Below are 16,426 nucleotides of genomic sequence, written 5' to 3' on the forward strand. Positions count from 1 at the left end.
GCACCTTTACCGATATCGTCGCGCGGCGTCCTGACGGGGTGCTGCTCGACACCAAGCTGCTGAGCGACAACCCGTCCGTCTATGAGGACGCCGCCCTCGCCGGCATACTCGGCTTCCTTGGGCTTCGCGCGGACGAGACGCCCCCACCCGGTGTCATCGAGATCGTGCGGATGGGCACGACGGTCGCCACCAATGCGCTGCTCGAGCGGCGTGGTGCGCGAACGCTGCTGCTGGTGACGCACGGTTTCGCCGACCTGCTGACCATCGGCAACCAGTCCCGCCCGCACCTCTTCGCACTCGACGTGCGACGGACGCCACCGCTCGCCGAGCGTGTTGCGGCCATCGGCGGCCGGTTGGCAGCGGACGGCGCAGAGATCGAGCCGCTCGACGAGCCGGCAGCGCGTGCGGCGCTGCAGCAGGCACGGCGCGACGGGCTCGAGAGTTGCGCCATCGCCCTGATCCATGGCTGGGCGCATCCTGCGCATGAGCGGCGCCTGGGCGTGCTCGCCACCGAGGCCGGCTTCACCCATGTCAGCCTCGGTCACCGCATCGATCCGAGCCTGAGGCTGGTGCCGCGCGCCGGCACCACCGTGGTCGATGCCTATCTCGGGCCGGTGCTCGCGCGCCATGTCGAGCGACTTGCCCGGGCACTGCCGGGCGTGCGGCTGCATTTCATGCAGAGCCACGGTGGCCTGGTGGGTGCGGCGCAGTTCATGGCCAAGGACGCGATCCTGTCCGGACCGGCCGGCGGCGTGGTCGGCGCGATCCGCACGGCGCAGGCGTCCGGGTTCGATCGCATCGTCGGGTTCGACATGGGCGGGACCTCGACCGACGTCTCGCTTCATGACGGCGGGGGGCATGAGAGCGGGGGCGCGCAGGTCGAGCGGATGGACGAGGCGGTGGTCGCGGGGGTTGCGATCCGGGCGCCGATGCTGGCGATCCATACGGTCGCCGCGGGCGGTGGCTCGGTCGTCCGGTTCGATGGCGAGCGGCTTCGGGTCGGGCCGGAAAGTGCCGGCGCCGATCCCGGACCGGCTGCGTATCGCCGCGGCGGCCCGCTGACCATCACCGACGCCAACATCCTGCTGGGCCGGATCAGGCCGGAGCGGTTCCCTCATCTGTTCGGACCGGACGGCACGCAACCGCTCGACACCGGTGCCGTGCAAGCGGGTTTCGCGGAGCTGGCGGAAAGGCTCGACGAGGCCGGGATCGCCCTGTCGCCGCACGAGATCGCCGCCGGCGCCATCGAGATCGCCGTGCAGCAGATGGCCGGCGCGATCCGGCGCATCTCGCTCGAGCGCGGCCGCGATCTCGCCGGGTTCACCCTGGTGTGTTTCGGCGGCGCCGGTGGCCAGCATGCCTGCCAGGTGGCGGACGAGCTCGGCCTGGAGCGGATCTTCATCCACGCGAAATCCGGCCTGCTGTCGGCCTACGGCATGGGGCTGGCGGACCAGTCGAGCCTGCGCGAACAGGCGGTTGAAGCTCCGCTCGCCGCGCCGACGATGCCGGAGCTGCAGCGGCTGGCGGACCGGCTCGCGCAGGCGGCGGTGCAGGCGCTGGTCGATGACGGCAACCTGGCCGGGCGGATCGTCGTCCGGCACACGGTCCGGCTGCGCTACGACGCGACCGAAAGCTGGCTGTCGGTGCCGCTCGGCAGCTTCGAGCAGATGACCCGCACCTTCACCGACGCGCACCGCACCCGCTTCGGCTTCGCGACGCCGGAGCGGACGCTGATCGTGCAGGCGATCGAGGCCGAGGCGATCGCGCCCGGCGAGCCGCTAGCCGGGCTGCCCGAGCCTGTTGTGCCCGAGCTTGTTGTGCCAGAGCTTGTTGTGCCAGAGCTTGTTGTGCCCGAGCCTGCAGCGCGTGCGGGCAACCCGACCCCCGAGCGGCACGCGCCGGTCTGGATCGGTGGCGACATGCGTGCGACGCCGGTGTTTGTCGGGGCGGCGCTGCGGCCGGGTGACCGGATCAGCGGCCCGGCGCTGATCGTCGAGGCCAACGCCACGATCCTGGTCGATGCAGGCTGGCAGGCGGAAGCGACGGTGCAGGCGCTGGTGCTGCAGCGTCACGCGGCACGGGCGGTCACGCGAGATACGCCCGCCCGGGACAGTGCACGCCCGGATCCGATCCGGCTGGCACTGTTCAACAACATCTTCATGAGCGTCGCCGAGCAGATGGGCACCGTGCTCGCCGGCACCGCCCTCAGCGTCAACATCCGCGAACGGCTGGATTTCTCCTGCGCGGTTTTCGACTACGCCGGCCGGCTGATCGCCAATGCGCCGCACGTGCCGGTGCATCTTGGCGCCATGGGCGAGAGCGTGCGGCGGGTGATCGCGTCGCGGGGCACGACGCTGCGGCCGGGTGATGCGGTGGCGCTCAACGATCCGTATGCCGGCGGCACGCATCTTCCCGACATCACGCTGATCACGCCGGTGTTCGACGCAGACGGTGTCGGCCCGCTGCTGTTCGTCGGCAGCCGTGGGCATCATGCCGATATCGGCGGCATCACGCCGGGTTCGGTGCCGCCGTTCTCGACCACGCTGGAGCAGGAGGGCGTGGTGATCGACGACTTCCTCCTGCTGGAGGCTGGCGTATTCCGCGAGCAGGCGTTCCGCGAGCTACTGGCCGGAGCCAGGTACCCGGCCCGCAATCCGGACATGAACGTCGCCGACATCAAGGCGCAGATCGCCGCCAACGCAGCCGGAGCCGCCGGCCTCGCGCGCGTTGCGGCACGGCACGGCTGGCGCGTGATCCATGATTACGCAGGCCATGTCATGGATAATGCCGAGCGGTCGGTACGCCGCCTGCTGGACCGGCTGGGCGACGGCGCACGCGATTATCCGCTCGATGATGGTGCGGTGCTCAGGCTGGCAGTTACGGTGGACCACGCTTCCCGCACGGCGCGCATCGACTTCACCGGCACCGACACGCAGCGGCCCGGCAACTTCAACGCGCCGCCGGCGGTGGTGCGCGCCTCGATCCTGTACGTGCTGCGCTGCCTGGTCGATGACGACATCCCGCTCAATGACGGCTGCCTGCGGCCGATCGAGATCATCGTGCCGTCCGGCAGCTTTCTCGATCCGCATCCGGGTGCGGCGGTGGTTTCAGGCAATACCGAGCTGTCGCAGGCGGTGGCGAATGCGCTGCTCGGAGCACTCGGCGCATGCGCATCGGCGCAAGGCACGATGAACAACCTGACTTTTGGCGATGCCGGCCGGCAGTACTACGAGACCATCGGCGGCGGCACCGGCGCCGGTCCGGCATTCGACGGCGCGGACGGCGTGCAGAGCCACATGACCAACACCCGGATGACCGACCCGGAGGTGCTGGAGCTGCGCCATCCGGTCCGGGTGGAGGAGTTCGGGGTCCGCGCCGGATCCGGAGGTGCGGGGGCGCATCGTGGTGGCGACGGGCTGGTGCGCCGGCTGCGATTCCTGCAGCCGATGACCGTCATGCTGGTGTCGTCGCGCCGATCGGTGGCCCCGTTCGGCCTGGCCGGAGGTGCGCCCGGCGCCGTCGGGGAGCAGTGGATCGAACGCGCCGACGGCACCCGCGAGGTGCTCGCGGGCGTGGCGCAAGCGAGCGTGGCAGCAGGCGATGTGCTGGTGATCGCCACGCCCGGCGGCGGCGGCTACGGACCGCCGCCCCGGTAGCTGGCAGGTTCAGCCGACGCCGAGCAGCTCCACGTCGAAGATCAGCGTGGCGTTCGGCGGGATCGCGCCGCCGGCTCCGCGCGCGCCGTAACCGTGCTCGGGCGGCAGCAGCAGGGTGCGACGGCCGCCGACGCGCATCGTCGCCACGCCGATGTCCCATCCGGAAATCACTTCCTGCACGCCCAGCGTGAAGCGGAACGGCGTGCCCCGATCGCGCGAGCTGTCGAACTTCTTGCCCTGGGTGCCGTCCTTGTCGAGCCAGCCGGTGTAGTGGACGGTAACGGTCTGGCCCTGGGCCGGCTGCGCGCCGTCCCCGATGAGCTCGTCGCGGTAGCGTATGCCGGACGGCAGGGTGGTGTAGTCGGCTTCCATGGACGGGGCTCCGGATGTGCGGCGGCGACCATAGCGCAGCGAGCGTTCAAGCCACCAGACGCGCCACGCGCACAGGTACCGGCGGATGGCTGTCATGGACCAGCGAGAACAGCCGGTCCGGGGTCAGCGTGCTGGCATTGTCGCGGGCCAGGCGGGTCAGCGCCGACACCATCGGCGCGGCGCCGACGGTGCGGCGGGCGAAATCGTCGGCCTGGAACTCGTGCCGGCGGGACAGAGCGTTGCCGGCCAGCCCGAGTAGCGGCGACACCGCGGAGGCCAGCAGCACCGCCAGCAGGAGCGAGAGCGCCGGGTCGGCCTGGTGGATGTCGAAGCCGGGCAGCAACCAGGGCTGCCGTGCGAGCCAGCCCACCACGCCCAGCATCACGAACAGCCCGACGACGCCGCGCACCATGCCGAACACGGTGTGGTGGTGACGGAAATGGCCGAGCTCGTGCGCCACCACCGCCTCGATCTCGTCGGGCCCGTGATTCTGCAGCAGCGTGTCGAACAGCACGATGCGCTTGGTCGGGCCGAACCCGATGAAATAGGCATTGCCGCGGCTGGAGCGCTTCGAGGCATCCATCTCGAACAGGCCGCCGGAGCGGAAGCCGCAGCGGTCGAGCAGCGCCTCGATCCGCGTCGCCAACTCGCCCTGCAGCGGCGTGAAGCGGTTGAACATCGGCGCCACCAGCCGGACATGGATCGTGGGTGCGGCGAACATCACCAGCGTGAGGGCGGCCCACACCCACACCCACCAGAAGCTGTCGAGGTCGCGCATCGCCCACAGGATGCCGGCGACCAGCGGCCCACCGATCGCCGCGGTCAGGGCCAGCCCGGTCAGGGTGTCGCGGGCGAACAGCGCCGGGCTCTTGCGGTTGAAGCCGTGGCGCTGCTCCAGCACCAGGTCCCGCCAGGCCTTCAACGGCAGCCCGACCAGGAAGCCGCAGAACCACAGCACGCCGAGGATGAGCAGGCTGCGGCCGATCGACGGCGCCATCCAGCCGGATGCCAACCTGGCCACGAAGCCGAAACCCCAGAGCAGGGCGAGCAGCGCCACGCCGAAATCGACGGCACCCGCGAATTCGCCGAACCGCAGCCGCGCGAGGCTGTAATCGGCAGCCTTGCGATGGTCGTCCAGGGTCACGCTGTCGGCGAAGGCGGGCGGGACGGCGCTCCGATGGTCGCGCACCGAGGCTGCCTGGCGACGGGCCAGATACAGCTCGAAGCCTTGCCAGGCGATCGTCCAGGCGAGGTAGGCCAGCAGCAGGTTCGGCAGCGGTGTCATGATCAGGCCGGGTCCCGCGTCACGGAGGGTGGCAGGTCGGCGGCGGTCAGGGTGCGCGCGAACCCCTTCTGGATCGCCGGGAAGAACTTCACCGCCCAGTCCTGCACGCGCTTGGCGGCACCGGGGCGCTCGGAGGGCAGGAAGATCCGGTTCAGCATCCAGCCATTATCGTCGGAGCTCATGGTGGCCACCACCAGCATGTTGACGGGCATGGCGATGTTCATCGAGCCCAACTGGCTGACGACAGCCTGAGTCAGCTCGCTGGCCCGCTTGTCGTTCGCCAGCCGGTGCATGTCGGCAAGCGTCAGGCTCCAGCATTCATGCGTCAGCGGGCTGTCGCCGGGCTGGGCCTGCATGATGTGGCCGGCGATCCGGTCGGGGTTGCTGCACGACGGCGGCTCGCCCACCAAGCCGGCGCTCGGGCTCTGCGGGATCGGCGCGGTGCTGATGATGAGGCCGGTCAGGTGGTTGCCGTCGATCCGGTCCAGGACCGTGATCTGGACGGTTTCCGGACCCGGCTCCCGGGCAAGTGCCAGCTCATGCCAGGTCCCGGTCGGCAACGGCAGCAACCGACCGGCTGCCGGAACGATACCCTGGCGACCTGCATCCATTGGCGGCAGCCGCAACATTCCGGTATCGCCCGTCGCACGTGCGGGCAACGCCGCGTAGTGCGCGCTGGGGTCGGTGGTGCGGGCGCCTTGGTGCAGGAACTGCCAGTGCGGGATCGCCGGCGGGAACATCGCGGCGAGCCCGGTGAAGGCCACGGCACTCACGAGGCACAGCCGCCAGGCGGGTGCCCGACGCCAGAGCGGACCGATCACCGGCATCGGCGGCCCGGATCAGGGGCGTGCAAGGGTCACCTCCGGGGCCGGCGCCTTCAGGTCGGCGATGCGGGTGATGATGCCATTCTCGCCCTTCTCCAGGGTGACGCGGTGCGCACCCTGCTGCCGCGCCTCGATCAGCCCGTCGCTGACCATCTCCTCGATCGAGCGCACCAGGTCGCGGGCACTGGCGCCCTGCCCCAGCCGGTCCTGCTTCTGCATCACCTCGAACAGCAGCGCCGGATCGATGCCGCCGGCTGCGATGTCGAGCCCGTAGCTGGCGATCATCGCCTCGATCTCGAGGGCGGCGACGCGGGCCACGTCCAGGCCGTTCAGTGAACGGAACACGAAGATGCGGTCGAGCCGGTTCAGCACCTCGGGCGCGAACCCGGCCGAGCGGAGTGCATCCACCGAGGCCTGCCGCATCGCCTCCGGATCCTCGGCGTAGCGGTCGGCGATCTCGCCCAGCACCTCGGTTGCGATGTTCGAGGTCAGCACGAAGATCGCGCGGGTGGTGGAGACCTGGGTGCCGACCGACGCTTCGGTGACGTGGCCGTCGTTCCAGGCGCTCAGGAACTTCTTGAAAACGTCGGGATGCGCCTTCTCGATCTCGTCGAGCAGCACGACGCTGTCCGGGGTGTCCTTCAGGCCGCCGGTCAGCTTGCCGTAGCTGTCGGAGCCGACATAGCCCTTTGGCGAACCGAACAGCTGCGTCGCCGCGTGCGGGCTGCTCATCTGCGTCATGTCGAAATGCAGCAGCTTGCGGTTGAGTGCCGCAGCCAGGCGCTTGGCGAGGTAGGTCTTGCCGGTGCCGGGAGGACCCGCCAACAGGAAGATGCCGACCGGCTTGCCACGCACCTGCAGGGCCAGGCGTCGGCGAAGCTGCTGGGCGATGTCCTCGCAGACCTGGTCCTGGCCGATGACCTGCTGGCGGAGCGTCGATGACAGGGCCACCGCATCGATGACGATCGCCTTCTCCTGCTTCGAGAGCATCTCCTCGAGGGCGGTGCGGTTGGTCAGCCGGGCCAGAACATCCATCATCCATCCCCGTTTGCGGCCCTGTTTCCGGCGGCGCGTCATCGCGTCGATCCGCACAGTCCGCCCAGCCTCCCGCGAGCGACGATCGGCAATGCCGGCACGCCACTCATAGCCGATGCCACCGATCACCAGCGTCCAGCACAAGGCCGCCGCCGTGACATAGATCGGTCCGATCTCGGTCAGCCAGGCTAGCACGACCTGCAGCATGTGGGTCGGCGACAGATGCAGCTGCATGACGATCTGCGTGATCGCCAGCGTCAGGAACGCCAGCATCATCAGCGGCATCAGCCGCGTCGCCATCGGCAGCAGGCCCTTCATCGCACCGAGACCTTCATGCCGTGGGATCCCGTCACTGTGCCACCACCCCGACATCCAGCTCCTGGCCGGAGGCGAGTGGCGGCAGCGAGACCGGGCCGGAGATCGTCAGCGCACCGATGCCGACCGGATCACCACCGGCGACCCGGAACGCGACCGTGCCGACCCTGTCGATCGGCAGCGTCACCAGCGTCGGCTGGCGCCCGAGCCGGACCATCCGGCTGTAGCCTCCGGAGCTCACCATGACGGAAGCACCGGCTATCCCGTCGGTCGCTGCCGGGCCTGCATCGAACAGCGGCATCCGCACCAGCCGAAGCCGGTCGCGTCGGATGTCGGCGAGCAGTGCGCCTTCCTGCTTGCTCGGCAATCCCATCGCCGCCACCGCCTGCGCGGAGTCGGAACGCGGCAGCAGCTCCAGCTCGACCAGGCCCAGCACGCCACCGGTGGCAGCTGCCCGATGCGTCTGCGCGACACCCGCTGCGGGCGCCGCGATCGATGGCGCGACGCGGGCGATCTGGTCGTTGAACCTGACCCAGCCACCGGCTGCGAGCATCACCGCCAGCAGCGTATAGGCGGTGTTGCGCAGGAGGCTCGAGCCCGACGATTGCGGGAGGGCCTCTCCGGAAGCGGCGATCGGGCTCAGCCTGTCCATGCCGTCAGTCAGACCAGACCACCCCTGTCGCTGCAACGCCGGAATGCGTCTCGAAGGGTAAAGTGTTGTCCAGGTTGGTCAAACCCGCACAAACGACAGCGCCGGCAGATGCGGCAGCAGCTTGTCCGGGCTGATCGGGAAGCTGCGGACGCGGATCCCGGTCGCGTTGTACACCGCGTTGCCGATCGCGGCCGCCGAGCCGCAGATCCCCAATTCGCCGCCGCCCTTGACGCCGATCGGGTTCACCTCCGGGTCCTGCTCCTGCAGGAAATGCACCTCGACGCTGCCGACATCGGCCTGGATCGGCACGTGGTAGTTCGCCAGGTCGTGGTTGGCGAAGTCACCGAAGCGGGTATCGACGACGTTCTCTTCCGTGAGCGCACTCGACAGGCCCCAGATCATGCCGCCCATCAGCTGCGACGAGAGGGTCTTGGCGTTCAACACCCGGCCGACCGCGAACACCCCCAGCATGCGACGCATCCTGACCTCGCCGGTGATCGCGTTGACCGCCACCTCGGCGAAGTGCGCGCCGAACGACGCCTCGGTCTTGCCCTTGGGCGCCTCGGTCTTGCTGACCTGGCCCTTCGCGACCACGCCACCCGGCGACATCCGACCGGCCAGCGCGCCCAGCATCTCGCCCTGCCCGCCGGCAACGATGCGGCCACCCTCGAACGAGATCGTCTCGATCGCGGCCCCGTGCAGAGGTGACGCGCTGTCCGCGACCGCTGCCTGGGCCAGCGCCGCACGCAGCGACTCACATGCCCGGAACACAGCCGAACCCGACGTCTCGGCACCGAACGAGCCACCGGAGCCCGCGGTCGGCGGGAAGTCGGTGTCGCCCATCAATACGGTCACCTGGGAGGGGTCCACGCCCATGCTCTCGGCGGCGATCTGCGTCAGGATGGTGTAGCTGCCGGTGCCGATATCGGTCATCGCCAGGCGCACGGTCAGGTGGCCGTCCGGCGCCAGCGTGATCTGCGCCGACGCGTTGCGCAGCATGTTGCCGCGGAACGCCGAGGCCATGCCGTAGCCGGTCAGCCACTCGCCCTCGCGCAAGGTGCCGGGCCGGGTCGGGCGCTTGTCCCAGCCGAAGCGGGCGGCGCCCTCGGTCAGGCACTCGGCCAGCTTGCGGCTGGTGTAGGGCTCGTGGCGGGTCGGATCGACCATGGTGTCGTTGCGCAACCGCAACTTGACCGGATCCATGTCGATCGCGGCGGCCAGCTCGTCCAGGGCGCATTCCAGGCCAATCGAGCCGACCGCATCGCCCGGTGCGCGCATCGAGTCCGAGCGCGGCAGATCGAGCTTCACCACCTTGTGCAGGGTCGAGATGTTGGGGCACGCGTACAGCCCGCGGGTCGGCTGGGCGACGTTCTCGACGAAGTTGTCGTAGCGCGCGGTCTGCACGAAGGCGTCGTGCGACAGCGACTGCAGCGCGCCGTCCCGGGCGGCACCGACCTGCAGATGCTGGAAGGTCTGCGTGCGGTGCGTGGTGAGGTGGAACATCTGCTGCCGGGTCAGCGCCACCTTCACGGGCTTGCCGAGCTGCTTCGCGGCAAGTGCGGCCAGGATCTGGTCGGAGAAGTACGGCAGCTTGCCGCCGAACCCGCCACCGATATAGCGGCTGACCGTGCGCACGTTGCTCTTCGACATCTGCAGCGTGGCCGCAACGCCGGCACGATGGCTGTCGACCATCTGCGACGAGCACCAGATGGTGACACGCGGGCCGTCCCATACTGCCAGACTGGCATGCGGCTCCATCTGGGCGTGGTTCTGGTATGGCGTGTCGTAGCGCACGTCGATGCGCACCGGCGCCCGCGCGAATGCCGCGGCCGCGTCGCCCACCGCGCTCTGCGGCTTCTCGCCGCCATCCATCTTGCCCAGCAGCTTGGCGTCGGAGACCGATGGCGGCAGGTCGACCTCGATCGGCTCGCGGTCGTAGGTCACCGCGATCGACAACGCCGCGGCGCGCGCCTGCTCGAACGTGTCGGCCACGACGAACGCCACCGGATCGCCGTACTCGCGCACGAGGTCGTTGCCGAGCACCGGCTGGGCGCGGGCAAAGCGGTCCTCGGCGTCGAGCGGTCCCCAGGGGGCCTGTGGCGGGGCATTGGCGTGGGTCAGCACCAGGCGCACGCCGGGTGCGGTCTCGGCGGCATGGCTGTCGATCGAGACGATGCGGCCACGCGCGATGGTCGCCGGCACGATGAAGCCGACCAGCGGCTCCGGGCCGTGATACTCGTCGCTGCCGTATTCGTAGGCATATGTCGCGTGCCCGGTGACCTTCAGCCGGCCGTCGACGCGATCGATACCAGGCCCGATCGGGGCCAGTTGGGGTTCGTGCAGGCCCTTCGGATCGCCATCAGCCATGGTTCGTCCCCTCGACGGCGGTTGAGACCACCTGAGCCAGCAGCCGTCGGGTCATGGGTATCTTGAAATCGTTGGCGCCATGGCCGGCAGCCCCTGCCAGCAGCAGGTCGGCGGCATGGTCGAGGGATGCGGCGTTGGCCGGGGTGTTGGTCAGGGCCGTCTCGGCTGCGGTCACCCGCCATGGATGCGGTCCGATCCCGCCACAGGCGAAGCGCGCCTGCCGGACCTGGCCACCGGAGCCGTCGACCACCGAGGCGATCGACACCAGTGCGAAGGCGTACGACGCACGGTCGCGGATCTTGCGGTAGCCCTGGATGCCGGGCGGCGGCGGCGGCAATGTCACTCCGGTGATGAGCTCGCCCGGCGCCAGCACCGTGTCCAGGTGGGGGGTGTTGCCCGGCAGCCGGTAGAACTGCGCGATCGGGATGCGGCGGGTGGCGCCACCGGGCGATACCGTCTCGATCGTGGCGTCGAGCACCATCATCGCCACCGCCATGTCGGAGGGGTGGGCGGCGATGCAGTCGTTGCTGACGCCGACCACGGCATTCATTCGGTTGTAGCCGGCCAGCGCATCGCAGCCGGTACCGGGCTGGCGCTTGTTGCAGGCCTTGGCGGTGTCGAAGAAATAGACGCAGCGGGTACGCTGCAGCAGGTTGCCCGCGGTGGTGGCCTTGTTGCGGAGCTGCGGCGAGGCGCCGGCCAGCAGCGCCTGCGACAGCACCGGATAGCGGTCCCGGATGATCGGATCGGCCGCCAGCGCGCTGTTGCTCAGCCCGGCACCGATGCTGACGCCACCGTCCGCCGTCTGGATGACGCCGCCCGGTGGCAGCCGGCCGAGATCCACCAGGTGGCTCGGCGTCTCCACCTCCAGCTTCATCATGTCGAGCAGGTTGGTGCCGCCGGCGATGAAGCTCCCGCCGGCGACGCTTGCCGCCCGTGCCGCCGACGCAGGGTCGATGGCGCGTTCGTAGGTGAAGCTCCTCATGCCGGCATCTTCCCTTCGGCGTCACGAATGGCCGCGACGATGTTCGGGTACGCGCTGCAGCGGCAGATGTTGCCGCTCATGCGCTCCCGCAGCTCGAGGTCGGTGAGCGACGGATGGGCGTCGGTGAGGTCCGCGGTCACCCAGCTCGGCCAGCCCTTGCGATGCTCCTCGACCATCCCGATCGCCGAGCAGATCTGCCCGGGCGTGCAGTAGCCGCACTGGAAACCGTCATGCTCGAGGAAGGCTGCCTGCATCGGGTGCAACGCGCCCTCCGGACCAGGCTGCGCCAGCCCCTCGATCGTGGTGACCTCGCCGCCGTCATGCATCACCGCCAGGCTGAGGCAGGAATTGATGCGTTGGCCGTCGGACAGCACCGTGCAGGCGCCGCACTGGCCGTGATCGCAGCCCTTCTTGGAGCCGGTCAGGTGCAGATGCTCGCGCAGCATGTCGAGCAGCGTGGTGCGGGCATCCAGCGTCAGCGTCTGGTGCTGGCCGTTTATGGTGAAGCTCACCTGCTGCATCACCACCGGCGAAAGCGTGTTCGCGGGCGGGCTCACCGGAGCGGGTGGCACGGCCTCGGGCGCACCGGCGTCGGCCGCGCTCGGCAGGCCGACGGCCAGGCCGGCACCGATCGCGGCACCACCCTGCAACACGCCACGGCGCGAAACCGGCGCCGTCGCAGCTTTCCCCTGGTCTGGATGGTCAGGCATTTTCGGGTTCTCCGGGTCGGATGCTCGGCGCTTGGCGGTGGACAGGTGATGCATGGTCCAGGCATTGCAAGACCGACGCCTCGTAGGTCGTTATAACGCAACACAGTCTGGCGGTTCATATCGTGGTATTCGACTATCCAACGCGTGCCTCTCGTCTCCGACGTTCAACCCTTCGTCATGTGCCCGCGGTCCTCGGCGTCGCGGTGCTGTTCCTCGGCAATGCGGCGATCGCTGCCGACCCCGCCCAGCCGCAACCCGCACCGCCGGTCGCGCCGATCCCGACGCCGCAGGACGTCGCCTATCCCGGCAGCATCGCGCTGCAGATCAACGCGACCGACCTGGACCGGCACATCTTCACCGGTCACGAAACCGTGCCTGTCCCGCAGGCGCTCGCGGCCAATGGCGGCGACCTGGTGCTGCTGTTCCCCAAATGGCTGCCCGGCGATCATTCGGCGACCGGCGAGCTCGACAAGTTCGCCAGCCTGGTGATCCATAGCGACGGCACGCAGGTGGCCTGGACCCGCGATACCGTCGATGTTTACGCGTTCCACGTGCCGGTGCCGCGCGGCGCCACGTCGCTCGACCTCGACTTCCAGTTCCTGTCGCCGACCGCCGAGAGCCAGGGCCGCGTGGTGATGACGTCGGCGATGCTCAGCCTGCAGTGGAACAACATGCTGCTGTATCCGGCGGGCTATTTCTCGCGCGGCATCACCGTCGACGCGTCCGTCACCCTGCCCGATGGCTGGAAGTTCGGCAGCGGCCTCGATGTCGCCTCGACAGCCGGCGCCGTCACCCATTTCAAGCCGACGCCGCTGAATACGCTGGTCGATAATCCGATGCTCGCCGGCAAGTATTTCCGCCGCGAGGACCTGAACCCGAACCCGGGGGCGAATTCCGGCCCGCCGGTGTATCTCGATATCGTCGCCGACCGGCCCGAGGATCTCGCGATCACTCCGGAGGAGCTCGCATTCCATCGCGCGCTGATTACTCAGGCAAGCCGGCTGTACCAGTCGCACCATTACGCGCATTACGACTTCCTGCTGTCGCTGTCGGACGAACTCGGCGAGATCGGGCTCGAGCATCACAGCTCGTCGGAGGATGGCGTCGGCCAGGATTATTTCACCGAATGGGACAAGGGCGTCGCCGACCACGACCTGCTGCCGCACGAATATACCCATAGCTGGAACGGCAAGTTCCGCCGCCCGGCCGATCTTTGGCAGCCGAACTTCAACACCCCCGAGCGCGACAGCCTGCTCTGGGTCTATGAGGGCCAGACCGAATACTGGGGCAAGGTGCTGGCTGCCCGGTCGGGTCTGAGCCCGCGGCAGGACTCGCTCGACGGGCTGGCCTACATGGCGGCGGTGTATTCGAACGGTGTCGGCCGCAGCTGGCGCGATCTCGAGGACACCACCAACGATCCGGTCATCGCCACGCGCCGGCCGATCCCGTGGAGCACCTGGCAGCGCTCGGAGGATTACTACGACGAGGGCGTGCTGGTCTGGCTCGATATCGACACCAAGATCCGCGAGCTCTCGCACGGCACCAAGTCGCTGGACGATTTCGCGCACGCCTTTTTCGGCATCGATGACGGCAGCATCATCACGCAGACCTACGTGTTCGATGACGTCGTGAAGACGCTGAACGGCGTGGTCCCGTTCGACTGGGCCGGGCTGCTCAAGGCGCGGCTCTATGCGACCGGTGGCAACGCGCCGCTCGACGGCTTCAGCCGCGGCGGCTACCAGCTGGTCTATACCGACACCGAGACGCCGTTCATCAAGAGTGTGGAAGCCGTCCGCAAGATGGCGGACTTCTCGTTCTCGCTCGGCGTCGCGCTGAAGGATGACGGCACGGTGCGGCACGTGATCTGGGGCAGCCCGGCCTTCAAGGCGGGGATCGTCGTCGGCACCCAGATCGTCGCGGTGGACGGGCTTGCGTACGACGTCGACCAGTTCAAGCAGACGCTGAAAGAGTCGCCCTCGAACCAGAATGCGCTGCAGCTGCTGCTGAAGGCGGACAACCACTACCGGACCGTCAGCGTCGACTACCATGGCGGCCTGCGCTACCCGCATCTGCAGCGGACCGGCAGCACGCCCGCCACCCTCGATGCGATCCTGGCCGCGAAGCCCGGACCGTAATCGCACGCGTCCGGAATTGCCGGGTCAGGTCAGGCCCAGCAGCCGGATCAAACCGTAGCTGATCCCGCCCAGGATCAGCAGCGACAGCACGACCGTGCAGGTGACACGACCACCTGCACGGGCGGCCAGCCGGAGATCGGTGCCGAGCCCGAGCGCGGCCATCGAGATCACCGTCAGCATGGTGGCCAGGCTCGCCACCGGATGCAGCAGCGCGGTCGGGACCAGGCCACAGGAACGGGCGGCGGCGAGACCCAGGAAGCCGAGGATGAACCACGGCACCAGCGTGTGGATCGGGAGCTTCTGCGCCGGCCGGCTGTTACCGAACGGCCGGTCCAGCCGGTGGGTCAGAAGCGACAGGCAGAGCACCACCGGGCCGAGCATCAGCACGCGCACCAGCTTGACCAGCGTGCCGATCTGCACCGCGACCGCGCCGATCGGTGCCGTCGCCGCCAGCACCTGCGGCACCGCATAGACCGTGAGCCCGGCCAGCGCGCCGTATTGCAGCCCGCTCAGATGCAGCAGCGGAACCGCCAGCGGCAGTCCGAGCACCAGGATGACGCCGAACACCGCGGTGAAGGCAATCGAGGCGGCGACGTCCTTGCCATCCGCGCCGATGATCGGGGCCACGGCAGCGATCGCCGAGTTGCCGCAGATCGAGTTGCCGCACGCCACCAGCAGCGCCATCCGGTGCGACAGGCGTAGCAGCCGGCCGATCCCGTAGCTCGCGACGATCGCCAGCAGCACCACCGCGGCGATGCCGAACAGCAGCCCGGGGCCGGCCTTCAGCACGGTTGTGGCACTCACCGAGGCGCCGAGCAGCACCACCGCGACCTCGAGCAGGGTGTGGGCGCTGAAATGGATGCCGTCGTGGAAGCGCGCGTGTGGCGTCCAGCAGGTCCGGATGGTGGCGCCGACCAGGATCGCCAGCACCAGGCTCTCGAGCCACGCCGCACCGAGCAGCCGACGCTCGATCTCCTGCAGCATCGCGGCGGCCAGCGTCACCAGCAGGCACAGCGCGATCCCGGGGAACAGGCGCGTCGCGCGGTCGATGATGGCGAGCTGGATCGGTCGGACGGGAACGGACGCGGTGATCGCCATGGGACACCCTGGAGCTGACCCGGCGAGATCTGCGCCTTCTCTCGACGAGGCTCCAACGGATTGTCATGATGGGATTGATCCGCCAGGGAGATCGGTCATGACGCTCGAGCAGTTGCGGATCTTCGTCGCGGTGGCCGAGCGGGAGCATGTGACCGAGGCTGCGCGTGCGCTGAACCTCACCCAGTCGGCGATCAGCAACGCGATCGCGGCGCTGGAGGAACGCCATGCCGTGCGACTGTTCGACCGCGTCGGACGCGGGATCGTGCTGAACGCGACCGGACGCAGCTTCCTGGGCGAGGCGCGCGGCGTGCTGGCCCGGGCGCAGGCTGCCGAAGCGGCACTCGCCGACATGGGCGGGCTGCGACGCGGGCGGCTCGCGATCTTCGCCAGCCAGACCATCGCCGGCTACTGGCTGCCGCGTCGGCTGGCGGCGTTCCATCTGCGCTATCCCGGCATCGCGCTCGACGTGGCGATCGGCAACACCCGCGAGGCAGCCGCAGCGGTGCTGGAGGGTGCCGCCGAACTCGGCTTCGTCGAGGGCGAGATCGACGCGCCGGGATTGGAGCGCTCGGTGATCGGCGTCGACCGGCTGCTCCTGCTGCTGCCGCCCGACCATCCGCTGGCGGGAAAAGCCGTGCTGTCGGTGGCGGAGTTGCGCGCACTGACCTGGGTGCTTCGGGAACGTGGCTCGGGGACGCGCTCGAGCCTGGAGGCAGCTCTGCGTGCGGCAGGTGTGGCCGCGGGAGATCTGCAGGTGGCGATGACGCTGCCCTCCAACGAGGCGGTGCTGGCAGCAGCGGAGGCCGGCGCCGGTGCGACCGCGTTGTCCGAGAGTGTGGTGGTGGCGGCCCTTGCTGCCGGACGGCTGGCCAGGGCAGGTTTCGATCTGCCCGAGCGGAGTTTCCGGCTGCTGCGTCACGAAGCACGCTATCGCAGCAAGGCCGCCGACGCGTTCGTGGCGGAACTGGGCTGACACAGGTAGGTCGCGCATG

General features: G+C 69.2%; 12 protein-coding genes. 3 read left to right on the plus strand and 9 right to left on the minus strand.

Features of this window, described 5'->3' with window-relative positions; genetic code table 11:
- Positions 1-38: 38 nt before the first annotated feature.
- A complete protein-coding gene (locus ACOEQ2_RS02885; protein WP_419729883.1) occupies positions 39-3,656 on the plus strand; it encodes a hydantoinase B/oxoprolinase family protein in 3,618 nt (1,205 codons plus the stop codon).
- A gap of 9 nt (positions 3,657-3,665) precedes the next feature.
- On the opposite strand, the gene ACOEQ2_RS02890 is transcribed toward ACOEQ2_RS02885, so the two are convergent.
- The 8 genes from ACOEQ2_RS02890 to ACOEQ2_RS02925 form a co-directional block, all read right to left on the minus strand.
- On the minus strand, positions 3,666-4,028 hold the full coding sequence (locus ACOEQ2_RS02890) for an FKBP-type peptidyl-prolyl cis-trans isomerase (RefSeq protein ID WP_419729884.1): 363 nt from the start codon (positions 4,026-4,028) through the stop codon (positions 3,666-3,668).
- Between the two features lie 46 nt (positions 4,029-4,074).
- Complete coding sequence (locus tag ACOEQ2_RS02895; RefSeq protein ID WP_419729885.1) at positions 4,075-5,313, minus strand: M48 family metallopeptidase; 1,239 nt, start codon at positions 5,311-5,313, stop codon at positions 4,075-4,077.
- A gap of 2 nt (positions 5,314-5,315) precedes the next feature.
- A complete protein-coding gene (locus tag ACOEQ2_RS02900; protein ID WP_419729886.1) occupies positions 5,316-6,140 on the minus strand; it encodes a hypothetical protein in 825 nt (274 codons plus the stop codon).
- 12 nt (positions 6,141-6,152) lie between these two features.
- Positions 6,153-7,490 (minus strand): AAA family ATPase, encoded by a 1,338-nt coding sequence (locus ACOEQ2_RS02905; protein WP_419729887.1) that lies wholly within the window; start codon positions 7,488-7,490, stop codon positions 6,153-6,155.
- Positions 7,491-7,521: 31 nt separating this feature from the next.
- Positions 7,522-8,139, minus strand: a complete 618-nt coding sequence (locus ACOEQ2_RS02910; protein WP_419729888.1) for a hypothetical protein — start codon at positions 8,137-8,139, stop codon at positions 7,522-7,524.
- Positions 8,140-8,217: 78 nt separating this feature from the next.
- Positions 8,218-10,506 carry a xanthine dehydrogenase family protein molybdopterin-binding subunit gene (locus tag ACOEQ2_RS02915; RefSeq protein ID WP_419729889.1) on the minus strand — a complete coding sequence of 763 codons (2,289 nt, stop codon included), beginning with the start codon at positions 10,504-10,506 and terminating at the stop codon, positions 8,218-8,220.
- Positions 10,499-11,491, minus strand: coding sequence for an FAD binding domain-containing protein (locus ACOEQ2_RS02920; protein WP_419729890.1), 993 nt, complete (start codon positions 11,489-11,491; stop codon positions 10,499-10,501). The genes ACOEQ2_RS02915 and ACOEQ2_RS02920 overlap by 8 nt, the downstream gene beginning before the upstream one ends.
- Positions 11,488-12,201, minus strand: coding sequence for a 2Fe-2S iron-sulfur cluster-binding protein (locus tag ACOEQ2_RS02925; protein ID WP_419729891.1), 714 nt, complete (start codon positions 12,199-12,201; stop codon positions 11,488-11,490). Before ACOEQ2_RS02925 ends, ACOEQ2_RS02920 begins: the two co-directional genes overlap by 4 nt.
- A gap of 179 nt (positions 12,202-12,380) precedes the next feature.
- On the opposite strand from ACOEQ2_RS02925, the gene ACOEQ2_RS02930 reads away from it, so the two are divergent.
- Positions 12,381-14,336, plus strand: coding sequence for a M61 family metallopeptidase (locus ACOEQ2_RS02930; protein ID WP_419729892.1), 1,956 nt, complete (start codon positions 12,381-12,383; stop codon positions 14,334-14,336).
- 24 nt (positions 14,337-14,360) lie between these two features.
- On the opposite strand, the gene ACOEQ2_RS02935 is transcribed toward ACOEQ2_RS02930, so the two are convergent.
- Positions 14,361-15,434, minus strand: coding sequence for a YeiH family protein (locus ACOEQ2_RS02935; protein WP_419729893.1), 1,074 nt, complete (start codon positions 15,432-15,434; stop codon positions 14,361-14,363).
- Between the two features lie 97 nt (positions 15,435-15,531).
- Between ACOEQ2_RS02935 and ACOEQ2_RS02940 the strand changes: the two genes are divergently transcribed.
- Complete coding sequence (locus tag ACOEQ2_RS02940; protein ID WP_419729894.1) at positions 15,532-16,407, plus strand: LysR family transcriptional regulator; 876 nt, start codon at positions 15,532-15,534, stop codon at positions 16,405-16,407.
- Positions 16,408-16,426: the final 19 nt, after the last annotated feature.

It is taken from the genome of Lichenicola sp. (assembly GCF_965198575.1).
Taxonomy (GTDB): domain Bacteria; phylum Pseudomonadota; class Alphaproteobacteria; order Acetobacterales; family Acetobacteraceae; genus Lichenicola.

Coding starts and splice junctions, on each gene's coding strand:
- ACOEQ2_RS02900 (WP_419729886.1), bottom strand. CDS start 6,140: ATGCCGGTGATCGGTCCGCTCTGGCGTCGGGCACCCGCCTGGCGGCTG.
- ACOEQ2_RS02925 (WP_419729891.1), bottom strand. CDS start 12,201: ATGCCTGACCATCCAGACCAGGGGAAAGCTGCGACGGCGCCGGTTTCG.
- ACOEQ2_RS02895 (WP_419729885.1), bottom strand. CDS start 5,313: ATGACACCGCTGCCGAACCTGCTGCTGGCCTACCTCGCCTGGACGATC.
- ACOEQ2_RS02935 (WP_419729893.1), bottom strand. CDS start 15,434: ATGGCGATCACCGCGTCCGTTCCCGTCCGACCGATCCAGCTCGCCATC.
- ACOEQ2_RS02915 (WP_419729889.1), bottom strand. CDS start 10,506: ATGGCTGATGGCGATCCGAAGGGCCTGCACGAACCCCAACTGGCCCCG.
- ACOEQ2_RS02890 (WP_419729884.1), bottom strand. CDS start 4,028: ATGGAAGCCGACTACACCACCCTGCCGTCCGGCATACGCTACCGCGAC.
- ACOEQ2_RS02905 (WP_419729887.1), bottom strand. CDS start 7,490: ATGAAGGGCCTGCTGCCGATGGCGACGCGGCTGATGCCGCTGATGATG.
- ACOEQ2_RS02940 (WP_419729894.1), top strand. CDS start 15,532: ATGACGCTCGAGCAGTTGCGGATCTTCGTCGCGGTGGCCGAGCGGGAG.
- ACOEQ2_RS02920 (WP_419729890.1), bottom strand. CDS start 11,491: ATGAGGAGCTTCACCTACGAACGCGCCATCGACCCTGCGTCGGCGGCA.
- ACOEQ2_RS02910 (WP_419729888.1), bottom strand. CDS start 8,139: ATGGACAGGCTGAGCCCGATCGCCGCTTCCGGAGAGGCCCTCCCGCAA.